Origin of the sequence: Serratia sp. AKBS12 (assembly GCF_024793895.1) — a bacterium.
Classification (GTDB): Bacteria; Pseudomonadota; Gammaproteobacteria; order Enterobacterales; family Enterobacteriaceae; genus Serratia_F.
The window spans coordinates 473,326-497,262 of sequence record NZ_JANUSB010000015.1; the positions used below are offsets into that span (position 1 = coordinate 473,326).

Sequence of the window (23,937 nt, forward strand, 5' to 3'; positions counted from 1 at the left end):
GCCCTGTCATGGATGTGGTCCGAGCCGGTCGTGGAGGCGACGGAGATGGCCCCGTCGCGGGCGATCGCTACGCGCCGGCCGGCACGTCGTGTGCGGTATTTTTCAATACCTGTCCCTGATACTTTTCGATTTCCAACTGCGCCATCTGCCCGCAGTTGCCCTGTGCCAGGCTGGAGGTGCCGACGTCGAAGGTGAGACAGTTGACGTTGCCATTCTTGCAAATCGAGCCCGGCTGTGATGGATCGGCCGGATCGAACCATGCCCCTTCGCTAATACGCACCGCGCCGGGGCGTACATCCTCACTGATCAACGCGCCGACCAGTATCTGGCCGCGATCGTTGAATGCACGCACCAGATCGCCATTGGTGATACCGCGCGCTTGGGCATCCTGCGGGTTGATCATGATCGCCTCACGATCGGCCACCGCGTACTTCTTGCGTAACGGGGTATTGTCCAACTGTGAATGCAGACGGTTGATCGGATGCGCGGTATTGAGCGATAGCGGATATTTCGCCGCTTCCGGCCCGCGATACCATTCATGCGGCGGCATCCAGGTCGGGATCCCTTTGCAATCCTGATAATTCATCTTGGCAATGGCATCGGAATAGATCTCGATTTTCCCCGAGGGGGTGCCGAGCGGATTGAGCAACGGGTTCTCGCGGTAATCGGCGAAGCGCACCCATTGCTGATTGGCTTCCGGCACCGGGAAGCGCACGTAGTTATTGGATTGCCAGAACATATCGAACGGCGGCAGGGCCACGCGGGCGTTGCGCGCCTGCTGTTTCATATCGTCATACATGCCCTTCAGCCATTGAGTTTCGTCTTTGCCTTCGGTGAAGGCATCCTGCACGCCAAGCTTGGCGGCCATGGCAGCAAAAATATCGAAGTCGTTACGCGCTTCATGCTGCGGTGCCACGCATTGATGCATTGGGAACACATACAGCTGCGAATAATCGCCGCCCATCTCCAGATCATTGCGTTCATAACTGGTGGTTGCCGGCAGCACGATATCGGCATATTTGGCGGTGGCGGTCCAATAAGGTTCGTTGACCACGATGGTTTCCGGCCGCTGCCAGGCTTTGATCAGGTTATTGGTGTCCTGATGCTGGTGGAAGGTATTGCCACCGGCCACATAGACCATTTTCACCTCGGGATAAGTGACGTCAGCCCCGTTGAAATGAATGGTTTTTCCTGGATTGGCAAGGCATTCGGCGATGCGCGCCACCGGGATCGGTGATGGCGAATTCTTCGGCGCGTTGCCGGCGGAAATACCGGCGATAATGCCGCCTTTCGCCGTCGGGCTGCCGCCGGAAGAGTAGTGGTAACTAAAGCCGAAGCCGCCGCCGGGCATACCGATCTGGCCGAGCATCGCAGCCACCGTGACCAGCAACCAGTGTTGCTGTTCGCCGTGATGCTGGCGCTGAATGCCCCAGCCGCCCATGATCATGGTGCGGTTCTTGGCCATGTCGCGTGCCAGTTGCCGCAGTACCTCGGCGTCGACGCCGCTGATGTCGGCTGCCCATTCGGCAGTTTTTGGCGTGCCGTCTTCCTCACCCAGCAGGTAGGCGGCAAAACGATCGAAGCCGACGGTGTAGGTTTTCAGGAAGTCCGGGTTATGCAGTTTTTCGCTCAACAGCGTATGGGCGATGCCGATCAGCATTGCGCTGTCGGTGTACGGGCGCGGCGCGATCCACTGCGCATTGACGAATTTGGCGCTGTCGTTATGTACTGGATCAATGCTGATCACCCGGGTGCCTTTTTTCTTCAGCGCTTCAAACCCGGTTTGGCCATAGTGATCCGGTACGTTCCAGCTATTTCTCAGCGTGACCATCGGGTTACAGCCCCAGAGGATCACCAGTTGGCTGTTTTCAATCACGTTTGGCCAGGCGGTTTGCTGTTCATATACCTCCATAGAGCCGACCACGTGTGACATGATCACCTGCGCGGCGCCGGTCGAATAATCCCCGGCGTAGCCGAGAAATCCGCCGGTCAGATTCATCAGACGTTGCAACAGCGTGCGGCTATTGTGCAGCATACCGACGCTCTTCCAGCCGTAGGAACCGGCATAGATCGACTGTGGGCCATGCTGTTGCTGCAAACGGGAGATTTCGTTGCTCACCAGCGTGATGGCCTTGTCCCAGCTGACGCGCACCCACTCATCGTGGCCGCGCAGTTCAGGGCGGCTTCCGGGGCCACCCTCCAGCCAGCTTTTGCGCACCATCGGATATTTGATGCGGTTTTCGGCGTGCACCTGATACGGTGCCATGGTGATCAGATCGTTCGGGTACGGATCGTCCTTGACCGGCTGTACGCCGACCATTTTACCGTCCTGCACGATGGCTTCAAAGGCGCCCCAGTGAGCGCCGGTCAGAATGCCTTTTTGTGCCTGACGCAGCACCACAAACTGCGGCAGCGCCTGGCTGATGGCTTCCGCCAGCGCGGTTTTTGGCCATAGACCCGCCAGCAACGGTGCGGCGGCAAGCGCAGTGGCGCCGGTCAGAAAGCGGCGACGACTCATTTTTAATGGTTGTTGTGAATACGATTTCATCTGCGCTTCTCCCTTAAAGCTTGGCCGAGGTGGCCGGTGGCATATCGCTGGCGTGTTTCTGCACGTATTGCGTCAATACACGCAGCTGTTCCTGCGTCAGTGAGGTACGTGGAGCCATGCCCTTGATTACGCCGATCCATTGGTTGGCGTTGAAGCGGTCGAGCGCGGTCAGACCATGGCAGCCGGTGCAGTTGGCCGACATCATGTCTGCGCTGTAGCGCCAGATTTTTTGTTGATCGTCAATCAGCTGCTTACGCGGCAGCCACACCTGCAGGGAAACCTGGTGCCACACCAGCCCGGTTTCTGTGTCGGTCATGGTGTTGGCGGATTTCAGCTGCTTGCGCGCGTCTTCACCCAGCAATACGCTGAGGATGCGCTTGCCCTGTGCGGCATAGAACACTTCGCTGACGCCGTCCTGTTGCCAACCGGCCACTTCGGCCAGCACCTTGTCACCGTCCTGTTTCACCACGCGCACTTCGGTTGAAGGCATCAGATTGCCGGCGTTGTGTTCGTCGTTTGGCTGCAAGAAGAACGGTTCGGTCGCAATGGTGTACAGCGTGGTGGCCGTTGGCGAGGTTTCAGCCGCCGCCTTCGCCAGTTCGGCGGCTCCGGCCTGCGCTGCGCCGCTCATGTCTGGCAGAATGTGCGCAACGCCCTTATGACAGTCGATGCAGGTTTCACCCTGTTTGATCGCCACCGGGTGCTGCACGCGCGCTTCAGCACTTTGTGCGGTGATGTCCATGGCGTCAAAGCTGTGGCATGAACGACAGGTGGCGGAATCATTTTCTTTTAACGTTTTCCACACCGACTGCGCCATCGCCAGTTTGTGCGCTTCGTATTTTTCCGGCGTGCTGATGGTGCCGGCCATTTCGCCATAAATGTCTTTCACCGCACGAATTTTGGTCCACAGATATTCCAGCGGTTCGTGCGGAACGTGACAGTCGGCGCATTCAGCGCGGATGCCTTTGGTATTCTGGAAGTGAACGCTGCCCTGATATTCGGCGAGAGGTTGCTGCATGGTATGACAGGAAACGCAAAAAGCGGTATCGCTGGTTTTATGAAAGACGGTGGCAGTGCCGGCCAACAGCGCTGCGCCAAGAACGATGCCAATGAGTAACAGCCACAACCATCCCCACCGGCGCCGCTTTTCCAAGCCAGTTGTTTTTTTGCTCATATTGAACCCACTTATAATTATGAAATCCCGAAGAAGCCTTGCCAAAAATCCCGATGGGGATTAACCCCATATACCCATGCGATTATAAAGCCTATTTATTGGTGTTACTAACACATTGGGGGTAATTGTAGGTAATAATTCGACATTTGCTGCAAAATAAAGCGTTATGTTTCATTTTATATAACGAGGGGCGATAGGATTGGGCTTTTGTCTGGTGGGTAATCGACGGGGTAACCAGCGTGGTGTCGGCCAACAAATACCGCGATGGACATGACATTAACGCGCCTGGCAGTAGTATTGCCCGCGTTGCCACAGGGTAACGGCCATTTTGCTGGCTTCGAAATGCGGTTCGGGCAGGGCGTCGGGCGAGCACCAACACCATTGCGCGCATTTTTCCGGCTCGAGACGCTGTGGCTCACCGCCAGCGTGTTGCGCCAGCATGCAGATGGACACCGTGTGTTTACCTTCTTCACGCCAGGTTTGCAGGTTATTGCAAACGCCAATAAATAGCGGCGGCGCGATATGCAAGCCGGTTTCTTCCAGCACTTCTCGTTGAGCGCATTGCTCAAAACTCTCACCGGCATCCAGATGCCCGCCGGGGATCGACCAGTAAGGGGCGTGCTTGCCGCAGCGTTTACCCAGTAGAATATGCCCCTGTGCGTTAACGATGATCACGCCTATGCCGGTCATGACGCTCATGTTTTTCTCCTTCAGCAAATTTCAGCAAATTATGCCACTTCTGTGCCGCACCGGGGGAATGGTGGGGAAAAATGTGCGTAAGCTCAAAAATCTGCTACGTCCCGATGGAGAAAACTTGCTTTCAGCATGGGCTGATTACACACTCCTTGAAACGTTTCAGCGTTATCGGACTGACTGGGTTGGTTTGGATAACGCTCCTTTTTCTCAATGAAGCTGAAACGATTCAATTCAGCAGGAGAGGAGAGCCATGTTCCAGTTGTCACAGCAAGACATTCACCTGGGCGCTGCCGCTGGCAGCAAGCAGGACGCCATCCAGCAGGTGGCGGCCGCCCTTACCGAGGCTGGCTGCGTCGGCGCCGCCTATGTGGACGGTATGTTGCAGCGCGAGCTGCAAACCTCCACCTATCTTGGCAATGGTATTGCCATTCCCCACGGCACCACCGATACCCGCGATTTGGTGTTGAACACGGGTGTGCAGGTGTTTCAGTTTCCGCAAGGCGTCGAATGGGGCGAAGGCCAGACCGCCTATGTGGTGATCGGCATTGCCGCGCGTTCTGACGAACACCTGGCGCTGTTGCGCCAACTGACGCACGTGCTGAGTGATGACAGCGTGGCGGAGCAACTGGCGAAGACCACCTCGCCGAACGAGCTGCGCAGCCTGCTGATGGGTGAAAAACAGGCGGCCGAATTCCAGTTCGACGCGTCGCTGATTGCGCTTGATGTTGCTGCCGACAGTCTGATGACGCTGCAGGCGTTGAACGCCGGTCGTCTGCAAAAGATTGGCGCGGTTAGCGCCGAGTTCGTCAGCGACGTCATTACCCGCAAGCCGCTGAACCTGGGACAGGGCATCTGGTTGAGCGACAGCACCGAAGGCAATCTGGGCAGCGCTGCCACCGTCAGCCGTCCGGCCCCAGCGTTCGACGAAGACGGTGAAAAGGTGGCGTTGCTGCTGACCGTCGCCGTGGCCGATCGGCAACCGCTGACGGTGCTGAACTATCTGGGCGATCTACTGCTGGCGCAAAAAGCTGAACGTCTGCTGAACGCTGACGCCGCCGGAGTGCTGGCATTGCTGACCAGCGAGGTGGCGGAGGAAAGCACCGTACTGACCGCAGAATACATCATCCGCAACGAACATGGCCTGCATGCGCGGCCGGGAACGGCGCTGGTCAACGTGATCAAACAGTTCACTAGCGAGATTACCGTGACCAACCTGGACGGCAGCGGCAAGCCGGCCAACGGGCGCAGCCTGATGAAAGTAGTTGCGCTGGGAGTGAAAAAAGGCCATCGCCTGCGCTTTACCGCCAGCGGTGAAGATGCAGAAGTCGCGCTGAAAACCATCGGCGAGGCAATCAACGAAGGACTGGGCGAGGGCGCAGCATGAGCAGAAGAGTCGCAACCATCACCCTGAACCCGGCTTACGATCTGGTGGGGTTTTGCCCCGAGATCGAGCGTGGCGAAGTGAATCTGGTTAAAACCGCCGGCCTGCACGCCGCCGGTAAAGGCATCAACGTTGCCAAGGTATTGAAAGATCTTGGCATTGACGTCACCGTCGGTGGTTTTCTAGGCAAGGAAAACCAGGACGGCTTCCAATTGCTGTTCAGCGATCTGGGCATTGCCAATCGCTTTCAGGTGGTGCCGGGGCGTACGCGCATCAACGTCAAACTGACGGAAAAAGACGGTGAAGTGACCGACTTCAATTTTTCGGGCTTTGAGGTAACGCCGCAGGATTGGGAGCGTTTCGTCAGCGACTCTCTGAGCTGGCTCGGCCAGTTCGACATGGTGGCGGTCAGTGGTAGCCTGCCGGCTGGCGTCGCGCCGGAAGCCTTTACTGACTGGATGACCCGTTTGCGCGCCCAGTGTCCGTGCATCATTTTCGACAGCAGCCGCGAAGCGCTGGTGGCCGGTTTGAAGGCCGCACCGTGGTTGGTCAAGCCAAACCGCCGTGAACTGGAAATCTGGGCCGGTCGCCGCCTGCCAACGCTGGCGGATGTGGTGGAAGCCGCCCATGCGCTGCGCGATCAGGGTATTGCCCACGTGGTGATTTCACTGGGTGCCGAAGGTGCCCTGTGGGTGAATGCTTCGGGTGCCTGGATTGCCAAACCGCCGGCATGCGAAGTGGTCAGCACGGTCGGCGCTGGTGATTCGATGGTCGGCGGCCTGATCTATGGTCTGCTGATGCGTGAGTCCAGCGAACATACGCTGCGTTTGGCCACCGCCGTTGCCGCCCTGGCCGTCAGCCAGAGCAACGTTGGCGTGACCGACCGTCCCCAGTTGGCCGCGATGATGGCGCGCGTCGATTTAAAACCTTTTAATCAATAGCAGGAGGCAGAATGAAAACGCTGCTGATGATAGACAGTTCGCTGGGACAGGCCCGTGGGCACCTGGCGCAACGCATGCTGAGTGCGGCTGCGGCCAAACAGGGGCTACAACGGGTTGACTCGCTGGCTGATGCCGAGCTGGTGGTGGTGGCCGGGCAGTCTGTGCCGGCAGACGCCGCGCTGAACGGTAAAGCGCTTTACCTCGGTGATGTCGAGCAGGCGGTGCGCGAGCCGGAGGCCTTCCTGGCTGCGGCCAAGGCGCAAGCTCAGCCGTATCAGGCACCGGCGGTCGCAGCCGTGCCGGCGCAAGCCGCCGGTCAAAAACGCGTTGTGGCGATAACCGCGTGTCCGACCGGCGTGGCACATACCTTTATGGCTGCCGAAGCGATTGAAAGTGAAGCGAAAAAACGTGGCTGGTGGGTGAAGGTAGAAACACGCGGCTCGGTGGGCGCAGGCAATGCCATCACGCCGGAAGAAGTGGCCGCGGCGGATTTGGTGATTGTCGCCGCCGACATTGAAGTCGATCTGGACAAGTTTGCCGGTAAACCGATGTATCGCACCTCTACCGGCCTGGCGCTGAAGAAAACCGCGCAGGAGCTGGACAAGGCGCAGGCGGAAGCCGAGGTGTACCAGCCGCAGAAAAGCGGCGCTGCCGCCTCCACCGCTGGCAAGAAAAAGGAAAGTGCCGGCCCATACCGCCACCTGTTGACCGGCGTGTCGTACATGCTGCCGATGGTGGTCGCGGGTGGCCTGTGCATCGCGCTGTCGTTCGTGTTCGGTATCAAGGCGTTCGAAGAGAAAGGCACGCTGGCGGCAGCATTGATGCAGATTGGCGGTGGTTCCGCTTTTGCCCTGATGGTGCCGGTATTGGCCGGTTACATTGCATTTTCCATCGCCGATCGTCCGGGCCTGACGCCGGGTCTGATCGGCGGCATGCTGGCAGTGAGCACCGGTGCCGGCTTCCTCGGCGGCATTATTGCCGGTTTCCTCGCGGGTTACGTCGCCAAGGCGATCAGCGGCAAGCTGCGCCTGCCACAGAGTATGGAAGCGCTGAAACCGATACTGATCATTCCGCTGGTTGCCAGCCTGATCACCGGTCTGGTGATGATTTACGTGGTCGGCACGCCGGTTGCGAAAATCATGGAAGGCCTGACCCACTGGCTACAATCGTTGGGAACCGCCAATGCGGTGCTGCTGGGGGCAATCCTCGGTGCGATGATGTGTACCGATATGGGGGGCCCGGTGAACAAGGCGGCTTATGCCTTTGGCGTCGCGCTGCTGAGCTCTTCGGTGTATGCGCCAATGGCGGCGATCATGGCGGCCGGTATGGTGCCACCGCTGGCGATGGGGCTGGCTACGCTGCTGGCGCGTCGCAAGTTCGAGAAGTCCGAGCAGGAAGGCGGCAAAGCGGCGTTGGTGCTGGGGTTGTGCTTTATTTCCGAAGGGGCGATCCCGTTCGCTGCCCGTGATCCGATGCGCGTACTGCCGTGCTGCATTGCCGGCGGTGCATTGACCGGCGCGCTGTCAATGGCGTTCGGCGCCAAGCTGATGGCACCGCACGGTGGCTTGTTCGTCCTGCTGATCCCGGGGGCAATTTCACCGGTGCTGCTGTATCTGCTGGCGATAGTCGCCGGGACGTTGCTGGCCGGGGTATCTTATGCGGTGTTGAAACGCCCTGAAGCGGCGATGACCAGCGTGGCATGATCCTCTGCCTCAATACCCGCAAACCGGCCAGGATATCCTGGCCGGTTTGCGTTGTAATCTGCTGATGTTGGGGTGGGAGGTTATTGCTGCGCCTTCAGCCAGGCGATTTCTTCCGCCCAGATATCCGGGTTGACGGTTTCGAGGATCAGCGGAATATTGTCGAAACGCGCATCGCGCATGATGTAGCTGAACACCGTTTTACCGATATTACCTTCCCCCAGGCTGTGATGGCGGTCGACCCGACTGTCGAACTGGCTCTTGGCGTCGTTCAGGTGCATGCCGCGCAGATAGTTAAAGCCGACGATGTCGCCCAGGGCCTTGAACGTCTGCTCGCAGTTTTCTTCGGTACGCAGATCGTAACCTGCGGCGAAGGCATGGCAGGTATCAATGCACACGCCGACCCGGCTCTTGTCTTCTACTCCGTCAATGATCGCCGCCAGATGCTCAAATCTAAAGCCCAGATTGCTGCCCTGGCCGGCGGTGTTTTCAATCACCGCGGTGACGCCCCGGGTTTTATCCAGCGCGATATTGATCGATTCAGCGATCAGTGCCAGACAGCGCTCTTCGTCGATCTGCTTCAGATGGCTGCCAGGGTGGAAGTTCAGCAACGTCAGCCCCAGCTGTTCGCAACGTTGCATTTCATCGATAAACGCTTCGCGCGATTTTTCCAGCGCTTCTGCGACAGGGTGGCCGAGGTTAATCAGGTAACTGTCGTGCGGCAAGATCTGCCCCGGGCCGAACCCGTATTGCGCGCAGGCGCTCTTGAATTTATCTATCACGTCGGCAGGCAGCGGTGCCGCTTTCCATTGACGCTGATTTTTGGTGAACAGGGCGAATGCGGTCGCCTCCAGTTCGTGTGCGCGGATAACTGCTTGATCCACGCCGCCTGACGCGCTGACATGTGCACCGACAAACTTCATTTTCATTCTCCTGTATTATCGGCGTCATTATGGCATTGATAGCGGCAGATTTGGAAGGCGGGGAGGGATTACGGACCCGCTTTCGGGCCCGTAGGCAGGGATTACAGCAGATGTTGTACCAGTTGGTTGATGGCAGCACCGCCGACAATCAGCCAGACAAACAGCAGCGTGGCCAGCAGAATCGGTTTGACCCCGGCCTGTCGCACCGCGCTGATATGGGTGGTCAGGCCCAGTGCGGCCATCGCCATTGCCAGCATCCAGGTATCGGCGGTTATCAGGTGTTGCACTAACGGTGCCGGGAGCAGATTGAATGAGTTGAAGCCGGCAACCGCAATGAACAACACCGCAAACCACGGGATGGTGATGGCGGACTTTTCACTTTTATCCGCCTGACCGCCGCGGCTGATGTAGCCGGAAAGCAGCAGCAGGAACGGTGCCAGCATCATCACGCGAATCATTTTTGCTATTACTGCCGCATTTTCCGCTTCCGGGCCAATGGCATGACCGGCGGCCACTACCTGCGCCACTTCATGAATGGTAGAGCCGGTGTAGATACCAAAGGTTTCCTGGCTAAACGGCAGCCACTGGAACTGCTGGTTGAGATGATACAGCCACGGGTAGGCGAAAATCGCCAGGGTACCGAACACCACCACGGTGGAGACCGCGACCGCCACCTTACTTGAATCGGCCTTTAACACCGGCTCGGTCGCCATCACCGCCGCGGCACCGCAGATACTGCTGCCAGCACCGATCAGCATCGCGGTCTGACCATCGATACCAAACACTTTTTTCCCCAGCCAGCAGGCGAGCAAAAAAGTGCTGGTGAGGGTCAGGGCATCAATAATGATACCGGTGGTGCCGACGTCGGCAATTTGCTGAAAGGTCAGGCGAAAACCATAAAGGATGATCCCCAGGCGCAGCAGTCGCTGTTTGGCCAACTGCACACCGGTGTGACAGCGTGGTTGCAGCCACGGATAAAGCGTATTGCCGACCACAATGCCCAACAGGATCGCCAGCGTCAGCGCACCGAGTCCCAGCCCGGCAATCCACGGCACTTCGCCGGCCCAGATGGCGATGGCGGTCAGCGCGGCGGTCAGTGCCAGGCCGGGTACCAGGCGCGGCAGGCCAAACAGCGGGAAACGCCGTTCGGGGAACAGTGGGGTGGTGTGGGTTGCCATAAATGAGTCCTTGTGCTGTTTCTCTGCCGACAAGGATATAGCGCTGTACTATAAAAGATAAATTGATTATATATTTATAACCAATCTAAATAAGTGGTATAACCGCCGTGATGGGCCCACAGCCGTTTTGGCCAAACGTGATAATCTTAATCACAGGTTCCAGGACAAACAGGCTGGCTTATCAGCGGACAGGCGTTCACGCGGCGCAAGATAGCCCGCTCACCCCATTATCGAGACGGCCATGCATATTACCTTACGTCAGTTGGAAGTGTTTACCGAAGTGCTGAAAAGCGGCTCGACTACTCAGGCCTCGGTGGTGTTGGCGTTATCGCAATCGGCAGTCAGCGCGGCGCTGGCGGATCTGGAAGGGCAACTTGGCGTACAGTTATTTGATCGCGTTGGCAAGCGGCTGGTGATCAATGAACATGGCCGTTTACTGTATCCCAAAGCGCTGGCGCTGCTGGAACAGGCCGGTGAGATTGAACAGCTGTTTCGTCATGACGGCGGCGCGTTGCGCATTGCTGCCAGCAGTACCATCGGCAACTATCTGCTGCCGGCGATGATGGCGCACTACCGGCAGGATTACCCCAATGTGCCGTTGGAGTTGAACGTTGGCAATAGCCAGGATGTGATTGGGGCGGTGGCGGATTTTCGCGTCGATCTGGGGTTGATCGAAGGGCCGTGTCATATGCCGGAGCTGGTTACCCAGCCGTGGCAGGAAGATGAGCTGGTGGTGTTTGCCGCGCCGGACAGTCCGTTGGCGCAACGATCGCTAAGCCTGGAGGCGCTGGCCAACGCCCCCTGGATCCTGCGTGAGCGCGGTTCCGGCACGCGAGAAGTGCTGGATCATCTGTTGCTGGCCCATCTGCCGCATTTTCAGTTGGTGATGGAGCTTGGCAATTCGGAAGCGATCAAACACGCGGTGCGTCACGGCATTGGCATCAGCTGTCTGTCACGGCGGGTGATTGGCGAGCAGTTGGCGGCCGGCACGCTGGTGGAGTTGCAGGTGCCGCTGCCGCCGCTGATGCGCACGCTGTATTTGATCCATCACCGACAAAAACATATTTCCAACGCGCTTGCGCGTTTTCTCAGCTATTGCACCCTGCCTGCACAAGCATAAAAACCCGTGCTGCTTCACATTAATGATACGAAGTCGGGCAAATCAGGTTGCTGCTAATAATTGCCTCTGAATTATGAAGCTATCTTATATCATTGCAATGTTGCTAGTGCGTCGGCGGGTATTTGTTACAATCCGCCCTCATTTTTTGAAGAGCAAATAGGGTAAGAATGGCTCAGCAGGATATAAAAACATCGGGGCAACCAGCACCCGGGCTACGCCGCGAGCTAAAAGCGCGGCATTTAACCATGATTGCCATTGGTGGTTCCATCGGTACCGGCCTGTTTGTCGCCTCGGGCGCAACGGTTTCTCAAGCCGGGCCGGGTGGGGCGCTGTTGTCTTATGCGCTGATTGGTCTGATGGTGTACTTCTTGATGACCAGTCTGGGCGAACTGGCGGCATTTATGCCGGTTTCCGGCTCATTTTCCACCTACGGCGCCAAATACGTCGAAGAAGGCTTTGGCTTCGCGCTGGGCTGGAACTATTGGTACAACTGGGCGGTTACCATCGCCGTTGACCTGGTCGCCTCGCAGTTGGTGATGAGCTACTGGTTCCCGGATACGCCCGGCTGGATCTGGAGCGCCTTGTTCCTTGGTCTGATGTTCCTGCTGAATTACATTTCGGTGAAAGGCTTCGGCGAAGCCGAATACTGGTTCTCGCTGATCAAGGTAACTACGGTCATCATCTTCATCGCCATTGGCGTATTGATGATTGTCGGCATCCTGCAGGGCGGTGAACATGCCGGCTGGCAAAACTGGACCATAGGCGATGCGCCGTTTGCCGGTGGATTTTCGGCGATGATAGGCGTGGCGATGATCGTCGGTTTCTCGTTCCAGGGGACTGAACTGATCGGCATCGCCGCCGGTGAATCCGAGAACCCGGGCAAAAATATCCCGCGTGCGGTGCGTCAGGTGTTCTGGCGTATTCTGCTGTTCTATATCTTCGCCATCCTGATCATCAGCCTGATCATTCCTTATACCGATCCGAGCCTGCTGCGTAACGACGTGAAAGACATCAGCGTCAGCCCGTTCACGCTGGTATTCCAGCATGCCGGCCTGCTGTCTGCGGCGGCGGTCATGAACGCGGTTATTCTGACGGCGGTGCTGTCGGCCGGCAACTCCGGCATGTATGCCTCGACCCGTATGCTGTTCACGCTGGCGTCGGAAGGCAAGGCGCCGCGCATCTTCGCCAAGTTGTCAAAGGGCGGCGTACCGCGTAATGCGCTGTATGCCACTACCGTGGTGGCGGGCCTGTGCTTCCTGAGCTCGATGTTCGGCAACCAGTCGGTGTATCTGTGGCTGCTTAACACCTCGGGCATGACCGGTTTCATTGCCTGGTTGGGGATTGCCATCAGCCACTATCGGTTCCGCCGTGGCTATATGCTGCAAGGGCGTGACCTGAGCGATTTACCGTACCGTTCCGGGTTCTTCCCGCTGGGGCCGATCTTCGCTTTCGTGCTGTGCCTGATCATTACCCTGGGCCAGAACTACCAGGCGTTCCTGCAAGATAAAATCGACTGGTATGGCGTGACCGCCACCTACATCGGTATTCCGCTGTTCCTGATTATCTGGTTCGGTTACAAGCTGACGCGCGGTACCCGCGTGGTGAAATACAGCGAAATGGAATTCCCGAAGATGGACGTGAAATAACCTCCCGTTCCGACCAAACGCGGCGCCATGGTGCCGCGTTATTTCCCTTCCCGTTTTGCCTCCGCCAGCGCCTGCTGGGCCGCCGTTAACAGACTTTCCACCGTTTGATCATGCCATGGCCGTAACAGCAGGATACCGGTCGTCAGACTCAGGCTGACGCTGCCGAACGCGCCGAAGCCAAAAGGCGCAGCCAATGGCGGCGTAATGCGCGCCAGCAGCTCTTTTTCCGCGCCGTAAGGCAGGTCATGCAGCAGAATCAGAAACTGTCCGCCAAGATAGTGACAAAGATGATCGCTCGGGCGGATCAGCGTTTTCAGGCGTTCGCCGACAGTGCGCAGCACGTCATCACCGATCTGCACGCCGTGACTCTGATACAGCGCCGACAAAGGGCCGAATTCGAGAATGAACATATGCGATAGGGAATGCGCGATTGGCGAAGACTGGCACATCTCGGCCAGTATGGTTTCGATACCGGTGCGGTTGAGCAGGCCGGTCAGCGGATCCCGATGAGCCACCCGTTGCTGCTCCGCTGCCAGCTGCACGCTCTGCGCCAACTGGCGGTGATGACGTCGGATAAGCCCATGTGCCAACCATAACCACAATGGCAGAATATCTGCCAGCAGATAGAGGTGCTGTACGCCGGAAAACGGCATCGTCAGCAGATAGGGCGTGGTCAGCAGCGTAATTTCCAGCATGGCGAATCGTGGCGCGGCGGCGTGGTGCTGCATCAGCCAGAATGCCAGCCCGCACACCAGTAAACCGGCGCCCGACATCAATACATAGCGGCCGGAAAGTACCGCCAGCACAGCCAGCGTCGCCAGCAGCACCGCGCCGGCGACATATAGCCACCACGCGTTGACGGACACGGGTAATGCCTGGCGCATCTGGCTCTGGAACCGGCAGTCATCGGCGTGTAGCGGGCTGTGTAGTAACCAGCGCAGCAGTAACGGGCGTTTTGCCGCGTTGGCGGAGGGTAACGTTCTCATAAAGCCTCTTTATATCCCTATTAATATGGCCGCAACGGCGCGCTCAATTGCGGCCATAGCTGGGATTCTATGTGCTTTTTTGGCTATTTGTGCATAACGCTGGGGGAGACGACGGGCTTTTCAGAATGTTTAACCTGGTGAAACATATGCTTTCATTGGGAAGCTAACTGTCATTCTATTTATAAAACAAATAATTACGCTGAAATTTTTGCTGTCATGGCTATCGCTGTGATTGATAAGTATTATCGTTTGCTTTATTGTTAGCGCCTATTATTGCGCAGATGCTGCGCACTTTTCCGCTGCAATCACCGGGTTGATCAGTGGCAATCATTTCGTCGTAACAGGTAGCCAAAATAATGAGCGTAACCACCGATCCTTTGCCAGAGGCAAAGGGGCAATCCAGCGTCCAGGTGATGGGGCACTATCAGCATATTCTGCGTCATCGCCTGATGATCATGGGGATTCTGGCGCTGGCGATCGCCGGCTCACTGCTGCTGGACTTTACCATGGGGCCGTCCGGCCTTTCGCTGTCTTCCCTTTGGCAAACGCTGATCGATCCTGCGTCGGCCGATGCCGGCACCCGGGTCATCGTCTGGGACATTCGTCTGCCGTACGCGTTGATGGCGGTGGTGGTTGGCATGGCGTTGGGACTGGCCGGTGCAGAAATGCAGACCATCCTCAACAATCCGCTGGCCAGCCCGTTTACGCTGGGGGTTTCTTCGGCGGCGGCGTTCGGCGCCGCGCTGGCTATCGTGTTGGGTATTGGCCTGCCGGGGGTTCCTGCCCAGTGGTTTATTTCCGCCAACGCCTTCGTTTTTGCGTTATTGGCCGCGCTGATGCTGGACGGCATCACTCGCTGGACGCGGGTTGCCACCTCCGGCGTGGTGCTGTTTGGCATCGCGCTGGTGTTCACTTTCAATGCGCTGGTATCGATGATGCAGTTTATCGCCAGTGAAGATACCCTGCAGGGGCTGGTGTTCTGGACCATGGGCAGCCTGTCGCGGGCCTCATGGGACAAGCTTGGCATACTGTTTGCGGCGTTTGCCGTGCTGTTGCCGCTGTCGATGATGAGTTCCTGGAAACTGACCGCGCTGCGTCTGGGTGAAGATCGTGCCGTCAGCTTTGGCATCGACGTACGTCGCTTGCGACTGGCGACTCTGCTGCGCATCAGCATTCTTTCGGCACTGGCGGTGGCATTCGTTGGGCCGATCGGCTTTATCGGGCTGGTTGCACCGCATATCGCGCGTATGATGTTTGGTGAAGATCACCGTTTCTATCTGCCGGCCAGTGCGCTGATCGGCGCGCTGGTGCTGTCGATGGCGTCGGTGGCGTCGAAAAACCTGGTACCGGGCATCATTATTCCGGTTGGTATTGTCACCTCGCTGGTTGGCGTGCCGTTCTTCCTGAGTATTATTCTGCGCCACCGGGGGAACGTCTGATGAACCAGGGCCTACGTATCGCCGGCTTTTCTGCCGGTTACCCAAAACGACCGGTGATCGTCGATCTGTCGGTGCCGATGCTGCCGCGCGGCAAGATTACCGTACTGCTGGGGCCGAACGGCAGCGGCAAGTCGACGCTGCTGCGCTCGCTGGCTGGCCTTAACCCGGCGCAGGGCCAGCTGTGGCTGGATAACAATGATCTGATGCAGATGCCGTTCGCCCGTCGTGCCGAGCAGGTGGTTTACCTGCCGCAGTCGCTGCCGGCCGGCGTACATTTGCACGTGCTGGAATCGATTATCGTGGCGCAGCGTGCCTCCGGTGGCCGGAGCAATGCCGGCAGCGAAGCGGAGGTGATGACGCTGCTGGAACAGCTCGGTATCGCCCATCTGGCGCTGAGCTATCTGGATCAGCTGTCCGGCGGCCAGAAACAATTGGTCGGCCTGGCGCAGTCGCTGATCCGTCAACCGTCGTTGCTGTTGCTGGACGAACCGCTCAGCGCGCTCGATCTGAACTATCAGTTTCACGTGATGGATTTGGTGCGCCGTGAAACCCGCAAACGCAATATCGTGACGGTGGTGGTGGTGCATGATATCAACATTGCATTACGCCACGGTGACCACGTCCTGATGCTGCAAAACGGCGATATGATCGCCGACGGGCTGCCGGAGCAGGTGATCACGCCGCAAAGCCTGGCGCAGGTCTATGGCGTTCGCGGTCGCATCGAGCGCTGCTCCCAGGGTACCCCGCAGGTATTGATTGATGGACTGGTGACCGAGCCGGTGGTGTAACGGCTGGTAAAGCAAGCGTCGGAATAAAAAGGCCCGTCAGGGCCTTTTGTCCGTTAGAAGCTGTAGGTCATGCCCACCGTGTAGCGGCGGCCGTCCAGCGTGGTGTTGTAGTCGTCGTAATTGACGTTTTTATCCAGAACGTTGTACACCCCGCCGGTCACCAGCAGGTTTTTGTTCGCCTTATAGCTCAGCCCCATGTCAACGAAGGTATATGAGGGGGTGCTCTGTGCGATCGAGGTGCGGCTCAGGTATTGCGAGGTTTTACTGCGGAAGTTGACGCGCGACCACAGGCTGACGTCGTGGGTTGCCTGCCAGTCCAGCGTCGAGTTGATCATGTGCTTGGGCATCTGGTTTAACGGCTTGCCTTTGAACTGGCCGCTCTTTTGCTCGGACGAGGTATAGGTGTAGTTGGTGTTCCACTGCCAATCCTTGCCGATCTGCCAGCCGAAGGTGGCTTCCACGCCGCGCATGTTGGCTTTATCAACGTTGACGCGGTCGCTGATAAAGTCGTAGTGGGTGGCGCCAATCATGCAATCAGGCGTATCTTCGCAGCGCCTTACTTCGGTAATTTTATCTTTAAAGTCGGTATTGAATACCGTAACGCCGCCATTGATACCCTTGAGGCTATCCCACATCAGGCCGATTTCTTCGCTCAGGCTTTTTTCCGGCTGCAAATCCGGGTTGCCGACGATAATGCCGGAGCGCACGCCGCCGCCGGTGGCCTGGCCCCAGTTGGGCGAGGACTGGCGCAGATCGGGTGAGCGGTAACCGGCAGAAACGCCGCCTTTCAGCGTCCACTGTTCGGCCAGGTGCCATACGCCATACATGCGCGGCGTCCAATGGCTGCCGTAGTTTTGATCCTGATCCATCCGCAGACCGGTAGTCAGGCTGAAGTCGTTGGTCAACGCCCATTCATCTTCGGCAAACAACGCCCAGCTCCAGCGCGTCAGCTGGTTCACATCCTGCGCCGCTGCCAACTTGTTGCCGCCGTCAGCCAGCTTTTCATAACGATATTGGCCGCCCAGATTGAGCATATGATTGCCCAACTCGAACTGGTTCTGGGTATTGAAGATGGTGTTGTACATCTTCATGTTACGGCCGGGGTTGTTGGTTTCTTCGCGTTGAACGTAGCTGTTGGTATGGCCAAAATCATAGTAGCCGTTATGGGTCAACGCATAGTTGGTGCGGGTATACAGGCTTTCGCTCACCTGGCTTGGGGTGCACTTGCCTTTGCTGCAACGTTCAACGGCCACCGACTTGCCGGGAGTGCTGTTACGATCCTGCAAGGAACGGCCAATTTCAAAGTCTAATTCGTTTTGATCATCCGGCGTCAGGCTGAACACCGCAGTACCGCTGCGCATGCGCTGTTCGTTGTAGCCGTTGACGATCTTGTCTTCGGCGCGCTGCGACAGCAGTCCGTTGACGCGCAGACCGAGCAGGCCGTCAATCAGCGGGCCGGAGGCATAGGCGTTGGTCTGGAACAGATCGCCGGAATCGCGGCGCTCCTGGAAGGTGGCGTCGGCGTGCAGCGAGCCTTTCCAGCCCTGGGTGGTGGCGGTCTTGCGCGTAATGACGTTGATCACGCCGCCCATGGCATCGGAACCGTACAGCGATGACATTGGGCCGCGTACCACTTCGATACGTTCGATGGCCTCCAGCGGCGGCAGCCAGCCTTGTTCGATACCGGCATTGTCGCTGTTTGGGCGGGTACCGCGGGTATCGACGCGCTTGCCGTCCACCAGAATCAGCGTGTATTTGGATGACATGCCGCGAATGCTGATATCGCTGCTGCTGCCGCCGCCGGTGACTACCACGCCCGGCACGTCTTTCAGCGCATCGGTGACGTCGCGATAGGCTTTTTCTTCCAGTTGCTGACGGGGGATCACCGAGATCGATGCCGCTGAATCCTGAATTTTCTGTTGGAACCCGGAGGCGGTAACCACCATGGTGTCCTGTTGATCGTCCTGGCTGGCTGCAAAGGCAGCGTGGCTGGCAAATGACGCAAGGATTAATGCGGCGAGTTTATTATAGTTTGGCGTTTCCATGAATGAACGATTCCTAGCCAGAGAAACAGGCGGATCTGCCTGTTAACCTACTGAATTAAAAATTAAAACCCTTGCATCTCTGTGGATGAAAAGGCCCGAGTGGTGGTGCGTAAGGGTATTGTAAGATAATAAAAACGAATGTAAATGCAAATGATAATTCGTATCATTTATATATTTAATCGGGCGTGGGTCAGGAATAATCCAACGAGGGTGAAACGGCACGCTGTTAGCGTGCCGGGGGATTTAGCGCTTTTGGATGTAGGTGATGGCCAGCGCCAGCGCCAGTACCAACCCTTTGATGATATCCATCGCGTAGTAGGGTACCGACAGCATCACCAGGCCGTTTTGCAACACGCCAAGAATGATTGCGCCAATCAGCGTGCCGAAGGCGTTGGGTTTGCCGGACCCGGCCAGCGAAAAACCGATATAGGCTGCCGCCACTGCATCCATTAAATAACCGCCGCCAGCGTTGACCTGCGAAGAGCCGATACGTGACGCCAGTAGAATACCGCCAAGCGCCGCCAGCAGCGACGAAAGCACGTAAGCGATAACCCTGTAACGCAGTGTGCGAATACCGGAAAGCCGCGCCGCTTCCGCATTGCCGCCGATCGCGTACATGCGGCGTCCGTGCTTGGTCAGCGACAGGAACAGCTGTATTACCAGCGTTACCGCCAACATGATCAGCACGATCGTCGGCACCTGGCCCAGCGCGGAAAAAATCTGCGGAATGACGCCTTCTGCCATCTCGCCGTTGGGCAACAGCATATTCTGGGTGATTGATCCGCCGTAACTGTAGGTCATCGCCACGCCCTGGATGACGAACAGGCTGGCGAGAGTGGCCAGCATATCCGGGATCTTGAGTACCACGATCAGAAACGCGTTGAACAAACCGACCAGGCAGCATATCAGCAGCGTCAGGATAATCGCCCCGGTGGTGCCAAAGCCGTACCAGACAAACAGCGAGATCACCAGTGCATTAGCCAGCGACGCGGTCGATCCGACGGAAAGATCAAACCCGCCAACCGACAGCGAAATGGAAACGCCAATGGCGATCACCGTGACGATGGCGATCGAACGCAGAATATTGATGATGTTGTTGGGATCGAGAAAATTGTCCGACGCCAGGCCGAACAGGGCGACCAGAGCAACGACGGTGAGCAGCATCCCCCATTTATACAAAAACTCGAACAGCCGATGACGCCAGGGTTGCACGTTGGGCAGGGAAAGATCTTTACTCACGCTGGGATTCCTCCGGTGGAATACAGTAACAGGGTTTCTTCATCAATATCGGCGGCATTGAGTTCAGCCACGATGCGGCCATCCCATAACACGCAAATGCGATCGCACAGGCCAACCAGTTCGGAGAATTCACCCGAGGCATAGATGATGCCTTTGCCGTCACGCGCCAACTGGTCTATCAACGCAAACAAATCCTGCTTGGCCTTGATGTCCACGCCCTTGGTCGGTTCATCGAAAATCAGCAGATCGGCATCGCCGCGCGGCCATTTGCCTATCGCCACTTTTTGCTGGTTGCCGCCGGAGAGTCGCGCCAGCTTCTGCTGCGGCCCGGCGGCGCGTACGCCCAGGCGGCGGATGACCCGTTGCGCCCAGTCCAGCGCCTGCCGCTGGCTGAAAACGCCCCAGCGGCAAAAACCATCGTCGGCAGCAACGCTCAGGTTCATGGCAATGGTTTCGTCAATAAACACCCCCTGTTTGCGGCGCTCCTCCGGCACCAGCGCCATACCTAGCGCAACGCAACGATGCGGCGAACCTGGCACCCATCGTTTGCCGTGCAGTTCGCCGTGTTCGATGCGTGCCGGGGTGGCACCGAACAGCGCCTTGCACAATTCGGTTTTGCCAGCACCTGCCAGACCGGCGATGCCGAGAATTTCGCCCCGTTGCAGCGTCAGGGAAATGTCGCGCAATTTATGGCGATCGCTCAGGCCGCGTACCGACAGCAGTGGCCGAGGCTGTGGCGTAGGGCGACGCGGTGGAAAGATGTCGTCCAGGCGATGGCCAAGCATTTTTTCGACAATCTGTTCGCCGCTCAGCCCGCGCATGGTGTCCTCGCTGACCTGTCTGCCATCGCGCAGCACCGTCAAGCGGTCGCAGACTTCGCTCAGTTCATGAATACGATGTGAAATAAACACAATGCCGATGCCTTCAGACTGCAAACGGCGCACCACCGTAAACAGACGTTGGCTTTCGGCGTGGTCCAGCGGGGCGGTCGGTTCATCCAGCACCAGAAAGCGGCAGCGGTGCGATAGCGCGCGTGCCAGCAGCACCTGCTGCTTTTCCGCCAGCGTGCAATCTGCCAGCCGCCGTCGCGGGTTGATGGTCGACGCCAGTTGAGCGAGCAGGGCTTGCGCCTGGGTGTACAACTGACGCCAGTTCAACAGCTGGCCGGGCTGATTGAGCCAGTCGAGCATGATGTTTTCCGCGACCGATAGCGTCGGGATCAGGGCGACGTCAACTTCCTGCTGCACTACGTGAATGCCATGCTGCCGCGCATGCAGCGGTGAGTGAATGTCGACCGCTTGGCCATCTATCAAGATATTGCCGTGATAATGACTATGGGCGCCGGACAGGATCGCCATCAGCGTCGACTTGCCGGCACCGTTGGCACCGACCAACGCATGGATGGATCCTCCCGTCAGGGTAAAGTCCACCTGTTGCAGGGCGTTGAAACCGGCAAAGGCGATCGAGATATTGCGCATCTCCAGGCGGGAGGGCGTAGGGGTTGGCATCATATGTATGAAGACGTTTAGGTGTTTAGATGGCTAAAGTGGCTCTTTTGTAACATAGATTGCCGTTTTGGCAACGAACGAAATGGCATAAGAGAGATGAAAATGGTTGTTGCATCGGCGAATCCCCGCCCGCGTGGCGCAGCGGGCAGGAAATGGCCAGCGATCAGAAGGTGGTGGGGGTATGCGCGCTGACGATGCGGCAGACGCGGGTTGAGGTATTGCTGAAGCTGTGGGGGATACCGGTGTTGATCGCGTAGCTCTGGCCGGCGCTGAGAGAATAGCTCTGGCCGTTGATGGTCAGCACGATTTCACCCTCCAGCAGGGTGCCGACTTCTTCGCCCTGGTGCTTTATTTTTTCGCCGGTGGTGGTGCCTGGCGGGTAGGTTTCCAGCATCATCGCCAGCGTGCGCGTCGGGCTGCCGTTATGTACCAGTTTCATTGATACGCCCTGGCTGCCGATTTCTATCAGATCGTCGGCGTCAATCACCACTTTTGGTTGATCCAGCCGCTCCGGTTCGGCAAAGAATTCCGACAGTGACAAGCCATACACTTTCAACAGTTTTTGCAGAGTGCTGATGGCAGGGCTGACCTTGTCCTGCTCGATGGTACTGATGGCACTGTGGGTCAACCCGGACAGTTCGGCGACCCGGCGCTGTGACAAACCCAATTGCTGACGGATTTGCGACAGGCGCTTACCTGGCGCCAAGCTGACTTCGCTCATAGTGGTACTTCCTTCTAAAAGAGATGGCTGGCAGAAAGGATGCCGCCATAGGGCAGCAGGACGATGCCGGTGGAAAATATATTGCCCATGATGATACCTGACTCACCGAAATAAATTCTGTCTGTCAAAACAATCTATCGCCTTTTCGGTCAATATTTTATCAATTTAGCAGCGAGTGGTGAATAATCAATCACTATTGTAACATTTGCAAACCAATTCTGTTAAGGCTATGTTTGATATTATGGATGTTATTTTGAGCGCCGGCCGCGGGCGCTGTCTAGAGAGAGTTGATTAGCTATGTTAAACGTTCGGTAAGCGGGCGCCACGGCGTCTTTTCAGGGCATAATGGCAGGTGATGTATGCAAACCCATATCGCAGCAGTTGAAAATTTTGCACAGCATAATGAAGAAAGGCGAAGTAGCGCGTTCCAACGTGAGGTTGCTCACTATTTGGAACGCCACCCTGCAACGCAGTATATCGATATTCTCCTCACCGATCTCAATGGTTCCTTCCGCGGTAAACGCATCCCCGTCTCCGGGCTGAGCAAACTGGAAAAAGGCTGTTACTTCCCCGCCTCGGTATTTGCCATGGATATTTTGGGCAACGTGGTGGAAGAGGCCGGTCTGGGCCAGGAACTGGGCGAGCCGGACCGGGTGTGCATGCCGGTAGCCGGCAGCTTGACGCCGTCGGCGGCGGATCCGGAAAATATCGGCCAGCTGTTGCTGACCATGCTGGATGAAGATGGCACTCCCTTTGACGTTGAACCCCGCAATGTACTGAACCGAGTGTGGCAGATGTTGCGCCAGCGCGGCATGTTCCCGGTGGTAGCGGTAGAGTTGGAGTTCTATCTGATTGACCGACAGCGCGATGCCGAAGGCTATCTGCAACCGCCGTGTGCGCCTGGCACGCAGGAACGCAATGTGCACAGCCAGGTGTATTCTCTGGACAACCTGAACCATTTTTCCGATGTGCTGAACGATATCGACAGCCTGGCGCAAATGCAGGGACTGCCCGCAGACGGCGCGGTGGCCGAAGCCTCGCCTGGCCAGTTTGAAGTGAATCTCAACCATACCGACAACGTGCTGCAAGCCTGCGATCATGCGCTGGCGTTGAAAAGGCTGGTGCGTCAGGTGGCGGAAAACCACGATATGCATGCCACGTTTATGGCCAAACCCTATGAGGAATATACCGGCAGCGGTATGCATATCCATATCAGCATGGTGGACGGCAACGGGGTCAATCTGTTTGCCGATGCGGATGGCGGCGACTCCGCGCTGCTGCACCGCGCCCTGGCCGGGATGATTGCGCTGATGCCGGCGTCAATGGCGCTGCTGGCGCCCAACGTCAATGCCTTCCGGCGCTTCCAGCCGGGGATGTACGTGCCGACGCAGGCGTCATGGGGTCACAACAACCGCACCGTGGCGTTGCGTATTCCCTGTGGCGAACCGCAAAATCACCGGGTCGAATATCGGGTTGCCGGCGCCGATGCCAATCCCTACCTGGTGTTGGCAACCGTGCTGAGCGGCATTTTATACGGCCTGGATCACCCGTTGCCGCTGCCCGAGCCGGTGACCGGTAACGGGCTGGAACAGCAAGGGCAGCCTTTCCCTATTCGCCAGAGCGACGCGTTGTACGAGTTTGCCGAGCAGCCGGCGATGCAACGGTATCTGGGCCAGCGTTTTTGTCATGTCTATCATGCCTGCAAGTCGGACGAGCTGATGCAGTTCGAGCGTATGGTGACTGAAACCGAGATTGACTGGATGTTGAAAAATGCCTGAAAAGAGGTATAAAGTAAGGGCAGTTAAATAACTTTTCGTGCTATGACTTGCGGAATTATTAAGCCGTAAGGCGGTTTTCCAGTCGATCGCGAAAAGAATTTGTGTCAGAAGGCTTCTGGATCTTGT

The 23,937-nt window shown here is 57.5% G+C and carries 18 protein-coding genes; 8 read left to right on the top strand and 10 right to left on the bottom strand.

Annotation, left to right across the window (positions count from 1 at the left end):
• Positions 1 to 67: 67 nt before the first annotated feature.
• The 3 genes from torA to NYE85_RS12095 all read right to left on the bottom strand — a co-directional run bounded on the left by torA (position 68) and on the right by NYE85_RS12095 (position 4,421).
• Complete coding sequence (torA, locus tag NYE85_RS12085) at positions 68 to 2,548, bottom strand: trimethylamine-N-oxide reductase TorA (RefSeq protein ID WP_259005002.1); 2,481 nt, start codon at positions 2,546 to 2,548, stop codon at positions 68 to 70.
• A gap of 13 nt (positions 2,549 to 2,561) precedes the next feature.
• Positions 2,562 to 3,722: a NapC/NirT family cytochrome c gene (locus NYE85_RS12090; RefSeq protein ID WP_259005003.1), complete on the bottom strand. Its 1,161-nt coding sequence runs from the start codon at positions 3,720 to 3,722 to the stop codon at positions 2,562 to 2,564.
• A 276-nt stretch (positions 3,723 to 3,998) separates the two neighbouring features.
• Positions 3,999 to 4,421: an NUDIX hydrolase gene (locus tag NYE85_RS12095; RefSeq protein WP_259005004.1), complete on the bottom strand. Its 423-nt coding sequence runs from the start codon at positions 4,419 to 4,421 to the stop codon at positions 3,999 to 4,001.
• 247 nt (positions 4,422 to 4,668) lie between these two features.
• On the opposite strand from NYE85_RS12095, the gene fruB reads away from it, so the two are divergent.
• The 3 genes from fruB to fruA are packed head-to-tail and all read left to right on the top strand — an operon-like array spanning position 4,669 to position 8,443.
• Positions 4,669 to 5,802, top strand: a complete 1,134-nt coding sequence (gene fruB, locus NYE85_RS12100) for a fused PTS fructose transporter subunit IIA/HPr protein (protein ID WP_259005005.1) — start codon at positions 4,669 to 4,671, stop codon at positions 5,800 to 5,802.
• On the top strand, positions 5,799 to 6,740 hold the full coding sequence (fruK, locus tag NYE85_RS12105) for a 1-phosphofructokinase (protein WP_259005006.1): 942 nt from the start codon (positions 5,799 to 5,801) through the stop codon (positions 6,738 to 6,740). The genes fruB and fruK overlap by 4 nt, the downstream gene beginning before the upstream one ends.
• Positions 6,741 to 6,751: 11 nt before the next feature.
• Positions 6,752 to 8,443: a PTS fructose transporter subunit IIBC gene (gene fruA / locus NYE85_RS12110; protein ID WP_259005007.1), complete on the top strand. Its 1,692-nt coding sequence runs from the start codon at positions 6,752 to 6,754 to the stop codon at positions 8,441 to 8,443.
• 80 nt (positions 8,444 to 8,523) lie between these two features.
• Here fruA and nfo read toward each other — a convergent pair whose 3' ends face one another.
• Together nfo and NYE85_RS12120 are read right to left on the bottom strand one after the other, a co-directional pair.
• Entirely contained in the window at positions 8,524 to 9,363 is an 840-nt protein-coding gene (gene nfo, locus NYE85_RS12115) for a deoxyribonuclease IV (RefSeq protein WP_259005008.1), read from the bottom strand.
• Positions 9,364 to 9,464: 101 nt separating this feature from the next.
• The gene (locus tag NYE85_RS12120; protein WP_259005009.1) at positions 9,465 to 10,541 is read right to left on the bottom strand and encodes a YeiH family putative sulfate export transporter; all 1,077 of its coding nucleotides are present in this window, start codon (positions 10,539 to 10,541) and stop codon (positions 9,465 to 9,467) included.
• Between the two features lie 241 nt (positions 10,542 to 10,782).
• On the opposite strand from NYE85_RS12120, the gene yieE reads away from it, so the two are divergent.
• Positions 10,783 to 11,661 carry a DNA-binding transcriptional regulator YeiE gene (gene yieE / locus NYE85_RS12125; protein ID WP_259005010.1) on the top strand — a complete coding sequence of 293 codons (879 nt, stop codon included), beginning with the start codon at positions 10,783 to 10,785 and terminating at the stop codon, positions 11,659 to 11,661.
• A gap of 167 nt (positions 11,662 to 11,828) precedes the next feature.
• Positions 11,829 to 13,307 (top strand): amino acid permease, encoded by a 1,479-nt coding sequence (locus tag NYE85_RS12130; RefSeq protein WP_259005012.1) that lies wholly within the window; start codon positions 11,829 to 11,831, stop codon positions 13,305 to 13,307.
• Positions 13,308 to 13,345: 38 nt separating this feature from the next.
• Here the strand turns inward: NYE85_RS12130 and NYE85_RS12135 are convergent, their stop codons facing one another.
• Entirely contained in the window at positions 13,346 to 14,293 is a 948-nt protein-coding gene (locus NYE85_RS12135; RefSeq protein ID WP_259005013.1) for a GGDEF domain-containing protein, read from the bottom strand.
• Between the two features lie 356 nt (positions 14,294 to 14,649).
• Here NYE85_RS12135 and NYE85_RS12140 point away from each other — a divergent pair, with 356 nt between their 5' ends.
• Positions 14,650 to 15,732 (top strand): iron ABC transporter permease, encoded by a 1,083-nt coding sequence (locus NYE85_RS12140; protein WP_259005014.1) that lies wholly within the window; start codon positions 14,650 to 14,652, stop codon positions 15,730 to 15,732.
• The gene (locus tag NYE85_RS12145; protein WP_259005016.1) at positions 15,732 to 16,520 is read left to right on the top strand and encodes an ABC transporter ATP-binding protein; all 789 of its coding nucleotides are present in this window, start codon (positions 15,732 to 15,734) and stop codon (positions 16,518 to 16,520) included. The genes NYE85_RS12140 and NYE85_RS12145 overlap by 1 nt, the downstream gene beginning before the upstream one ends.
• 53 nt (positions 16,521 to 16,573) lie before the next feature.
• Here NYE85_RS12145 and NYE85_RS12150 read toward each other — a convergent pair whose 3' ends face one another.
• The 4 genes from NYE85_RS12150 to puuR all read right to left on the bottom strand — a co-directional run bounded on the left by NYE85_RS12150 (position 16,574) and on the right by puuR (position 22,033).
• Entirely contained in the window at positions 16,574 to 18,565 is a 1,992-nt protein-coding gene (locus NYE85_RS12150) for a ligand-gated channel protein (RefSeq protein ID WP_259005017.1), read from the bottom strand.
• Positions 18,566 to 18,808: 243 nt separating this feature from the next.
• Positions 18,809 to 19,804 carry an ABC transporter permease gene (locus NYE85_RS12155; RefSeq protein ID WP_259005019.1) on the bottom strand — a complete coding sequence of 332 codons (996 nt, stop codon included), beginning with the start codon at positions 19,802 to 19,804 and terminating at the stop codon, positions 18,809 to 18,811.
• Positions 19,801 to 21,312, bottom strand: a complete 1,512-nt coding sequence (locus NYE85_RS12160; protein WP_259006311.1) for a sugar ABC transporter ATP-binding protein — start codon at positions 21,310 to 21,312, stop codon at positions 19,801 to 19,803. Before NYE85_RS12160 ends, NYE85_RS12155 begins: the two co-directional genes overlap by 4 nt.
• Before the next feature lie 163 nt (positions 21,313 to 21,475).
• Positions 21,476 to 22,033, bottom strand: a complete 558-nt coding sequence (gene puuR / locus NYE85_RS12165; RefSeq protein ID WP_259005021.1) for an HTH-type transcriptional regulator PuuR — start codon at positions 22,031 to 22,033, stop codon at positions 21,476 to 21,478.
• Between the two features lie 359 nt (positions 22,034 to 22,392).
• Here puuR and NYE85_RS12170 point away from each other — a divergent pair, with 359 nt between their 5' ends.
• Entirely contained in the window at positions 22,393 to 23,811 is a 1,419-nt protein-coding gene (locus NYE85_RS12170; RefSeq protein WP_259005022.1) for a glutamine synthetase family protein, read from the top strand.
• The last annotated feature ends 126 nt before the right edge of the window (positions 23,812 to 23,937 follow it).

Coding starts and splice junctions, on each gene's coding strand:
- NYE85_RS12140 (WP_259005014.1), top strand. CDS start 14,650: ATGAGCGTAACCACCGATCCTTTGCCAGAGGCAAAGGGGCAATCCAGC.
- nfo (WP_259005008.1), bottom strand. CDS start 9,363: ATGAAGTTTGTCGGTGCACATGTCAGCGCGTCAGGCGGCGTGGATCAA.
- NYE85_RS12150 (WP_259005017.1), bottom strand. CDS start 18,565: ATGGAAACGCCAAACTATAATAAACTCGCCGCATTAATCCTTGCGTCA.
- NYE85_RS12120 (WP_259005009.1), bottom strand. CDS start 10,541: ATGGCAACCCACACCACCCCACTGTTCCCCGAACGGCGTTTCCCGCTG.
- NYE85_RS12145 (WP_259005016.1), top strand. CDS start 15,732: ATGAACCAGGGCCTACGTATCGCCGGCTTTTCTGCCGGTTACCCAAAA.
- fruB (WP_259005005.1), top strand. CDS start 4,669: ATGTTCCAGTTGTCACAGCAAGACATTCACCTGGGCGCTGCCGCTGGC.
- NYE85_RS12160 (WP_259006311.1), bottom strand. CDS start 21,312: ATGCCAACCCCTACGCCCTCCCGCCTGGAGATGCGCAATATCTCGATC.
- NYE85_RS12170 (WP_259005022.1), top strand. CDS start 22,393: ATGCAAACCCATATCGCAGCAGTTGAAAATTTTGCACAGCATAATGAA.
- torA (WP_259005002.1), bottom strand. CDS start 2,548: ATGAAATCGTATTCACAACAACCATTAAAAATGAGTCGTCGCCGCTTT.
- NYE85_RS12095 (WP_259005004.1), bottom strand. CDS start 4,421: ATGAGCGTCATGACCGGCATAGGCGTGATCATCGTTAACGCACAGGGG.
- NYE85_RS12130 (WP_259005012.1), top strand. CDS start 11,829: ATGGCTCAGCAGGATATAAAAACATCGGGGCAACCAGCACCCGGGCTA.
- puuR (WP_259005021.1), bottom strand. CDS start 22,033: ATGAGCGAAGTCAGCTTGGCGCCAGGTAAGCGCCTGTCGCAAATCCGT.
- fruK (WP_259005006.1), top strand. CDS start 5,799: ATGAGCAGAAGAGTCGCAACCATCACCCTGAACCCGGCTTACGATCTG.
- fruA (WP_259005007.1), top strand. CDS start 6,752: ATGAAAACGCTGCTGATGATAGACAGTTCGCTGGGACAGGCCCGTGGG.
- NYE85_RS12090 (WP_259005003.1), bottom strand. CDS start 3,722: ATGAGCAAAAAAACAACTGGCTTGGAAAAGCGGCGCCGGTGGGGATGG.
- yieE (WP_259005010.1), top strand. CDS start 10,783: ATGCATATTACCTTACGTCAGTTGGAAGTGTTTACCGAAGTGCTGAAA.
- NYE85_RS12135 (WP_259005013.1), bottom strand. CDS start 14,293: ATGAGAACGTTACCCTCCGCCAACGCGGCAAAACGCCCGTTACTGCTG.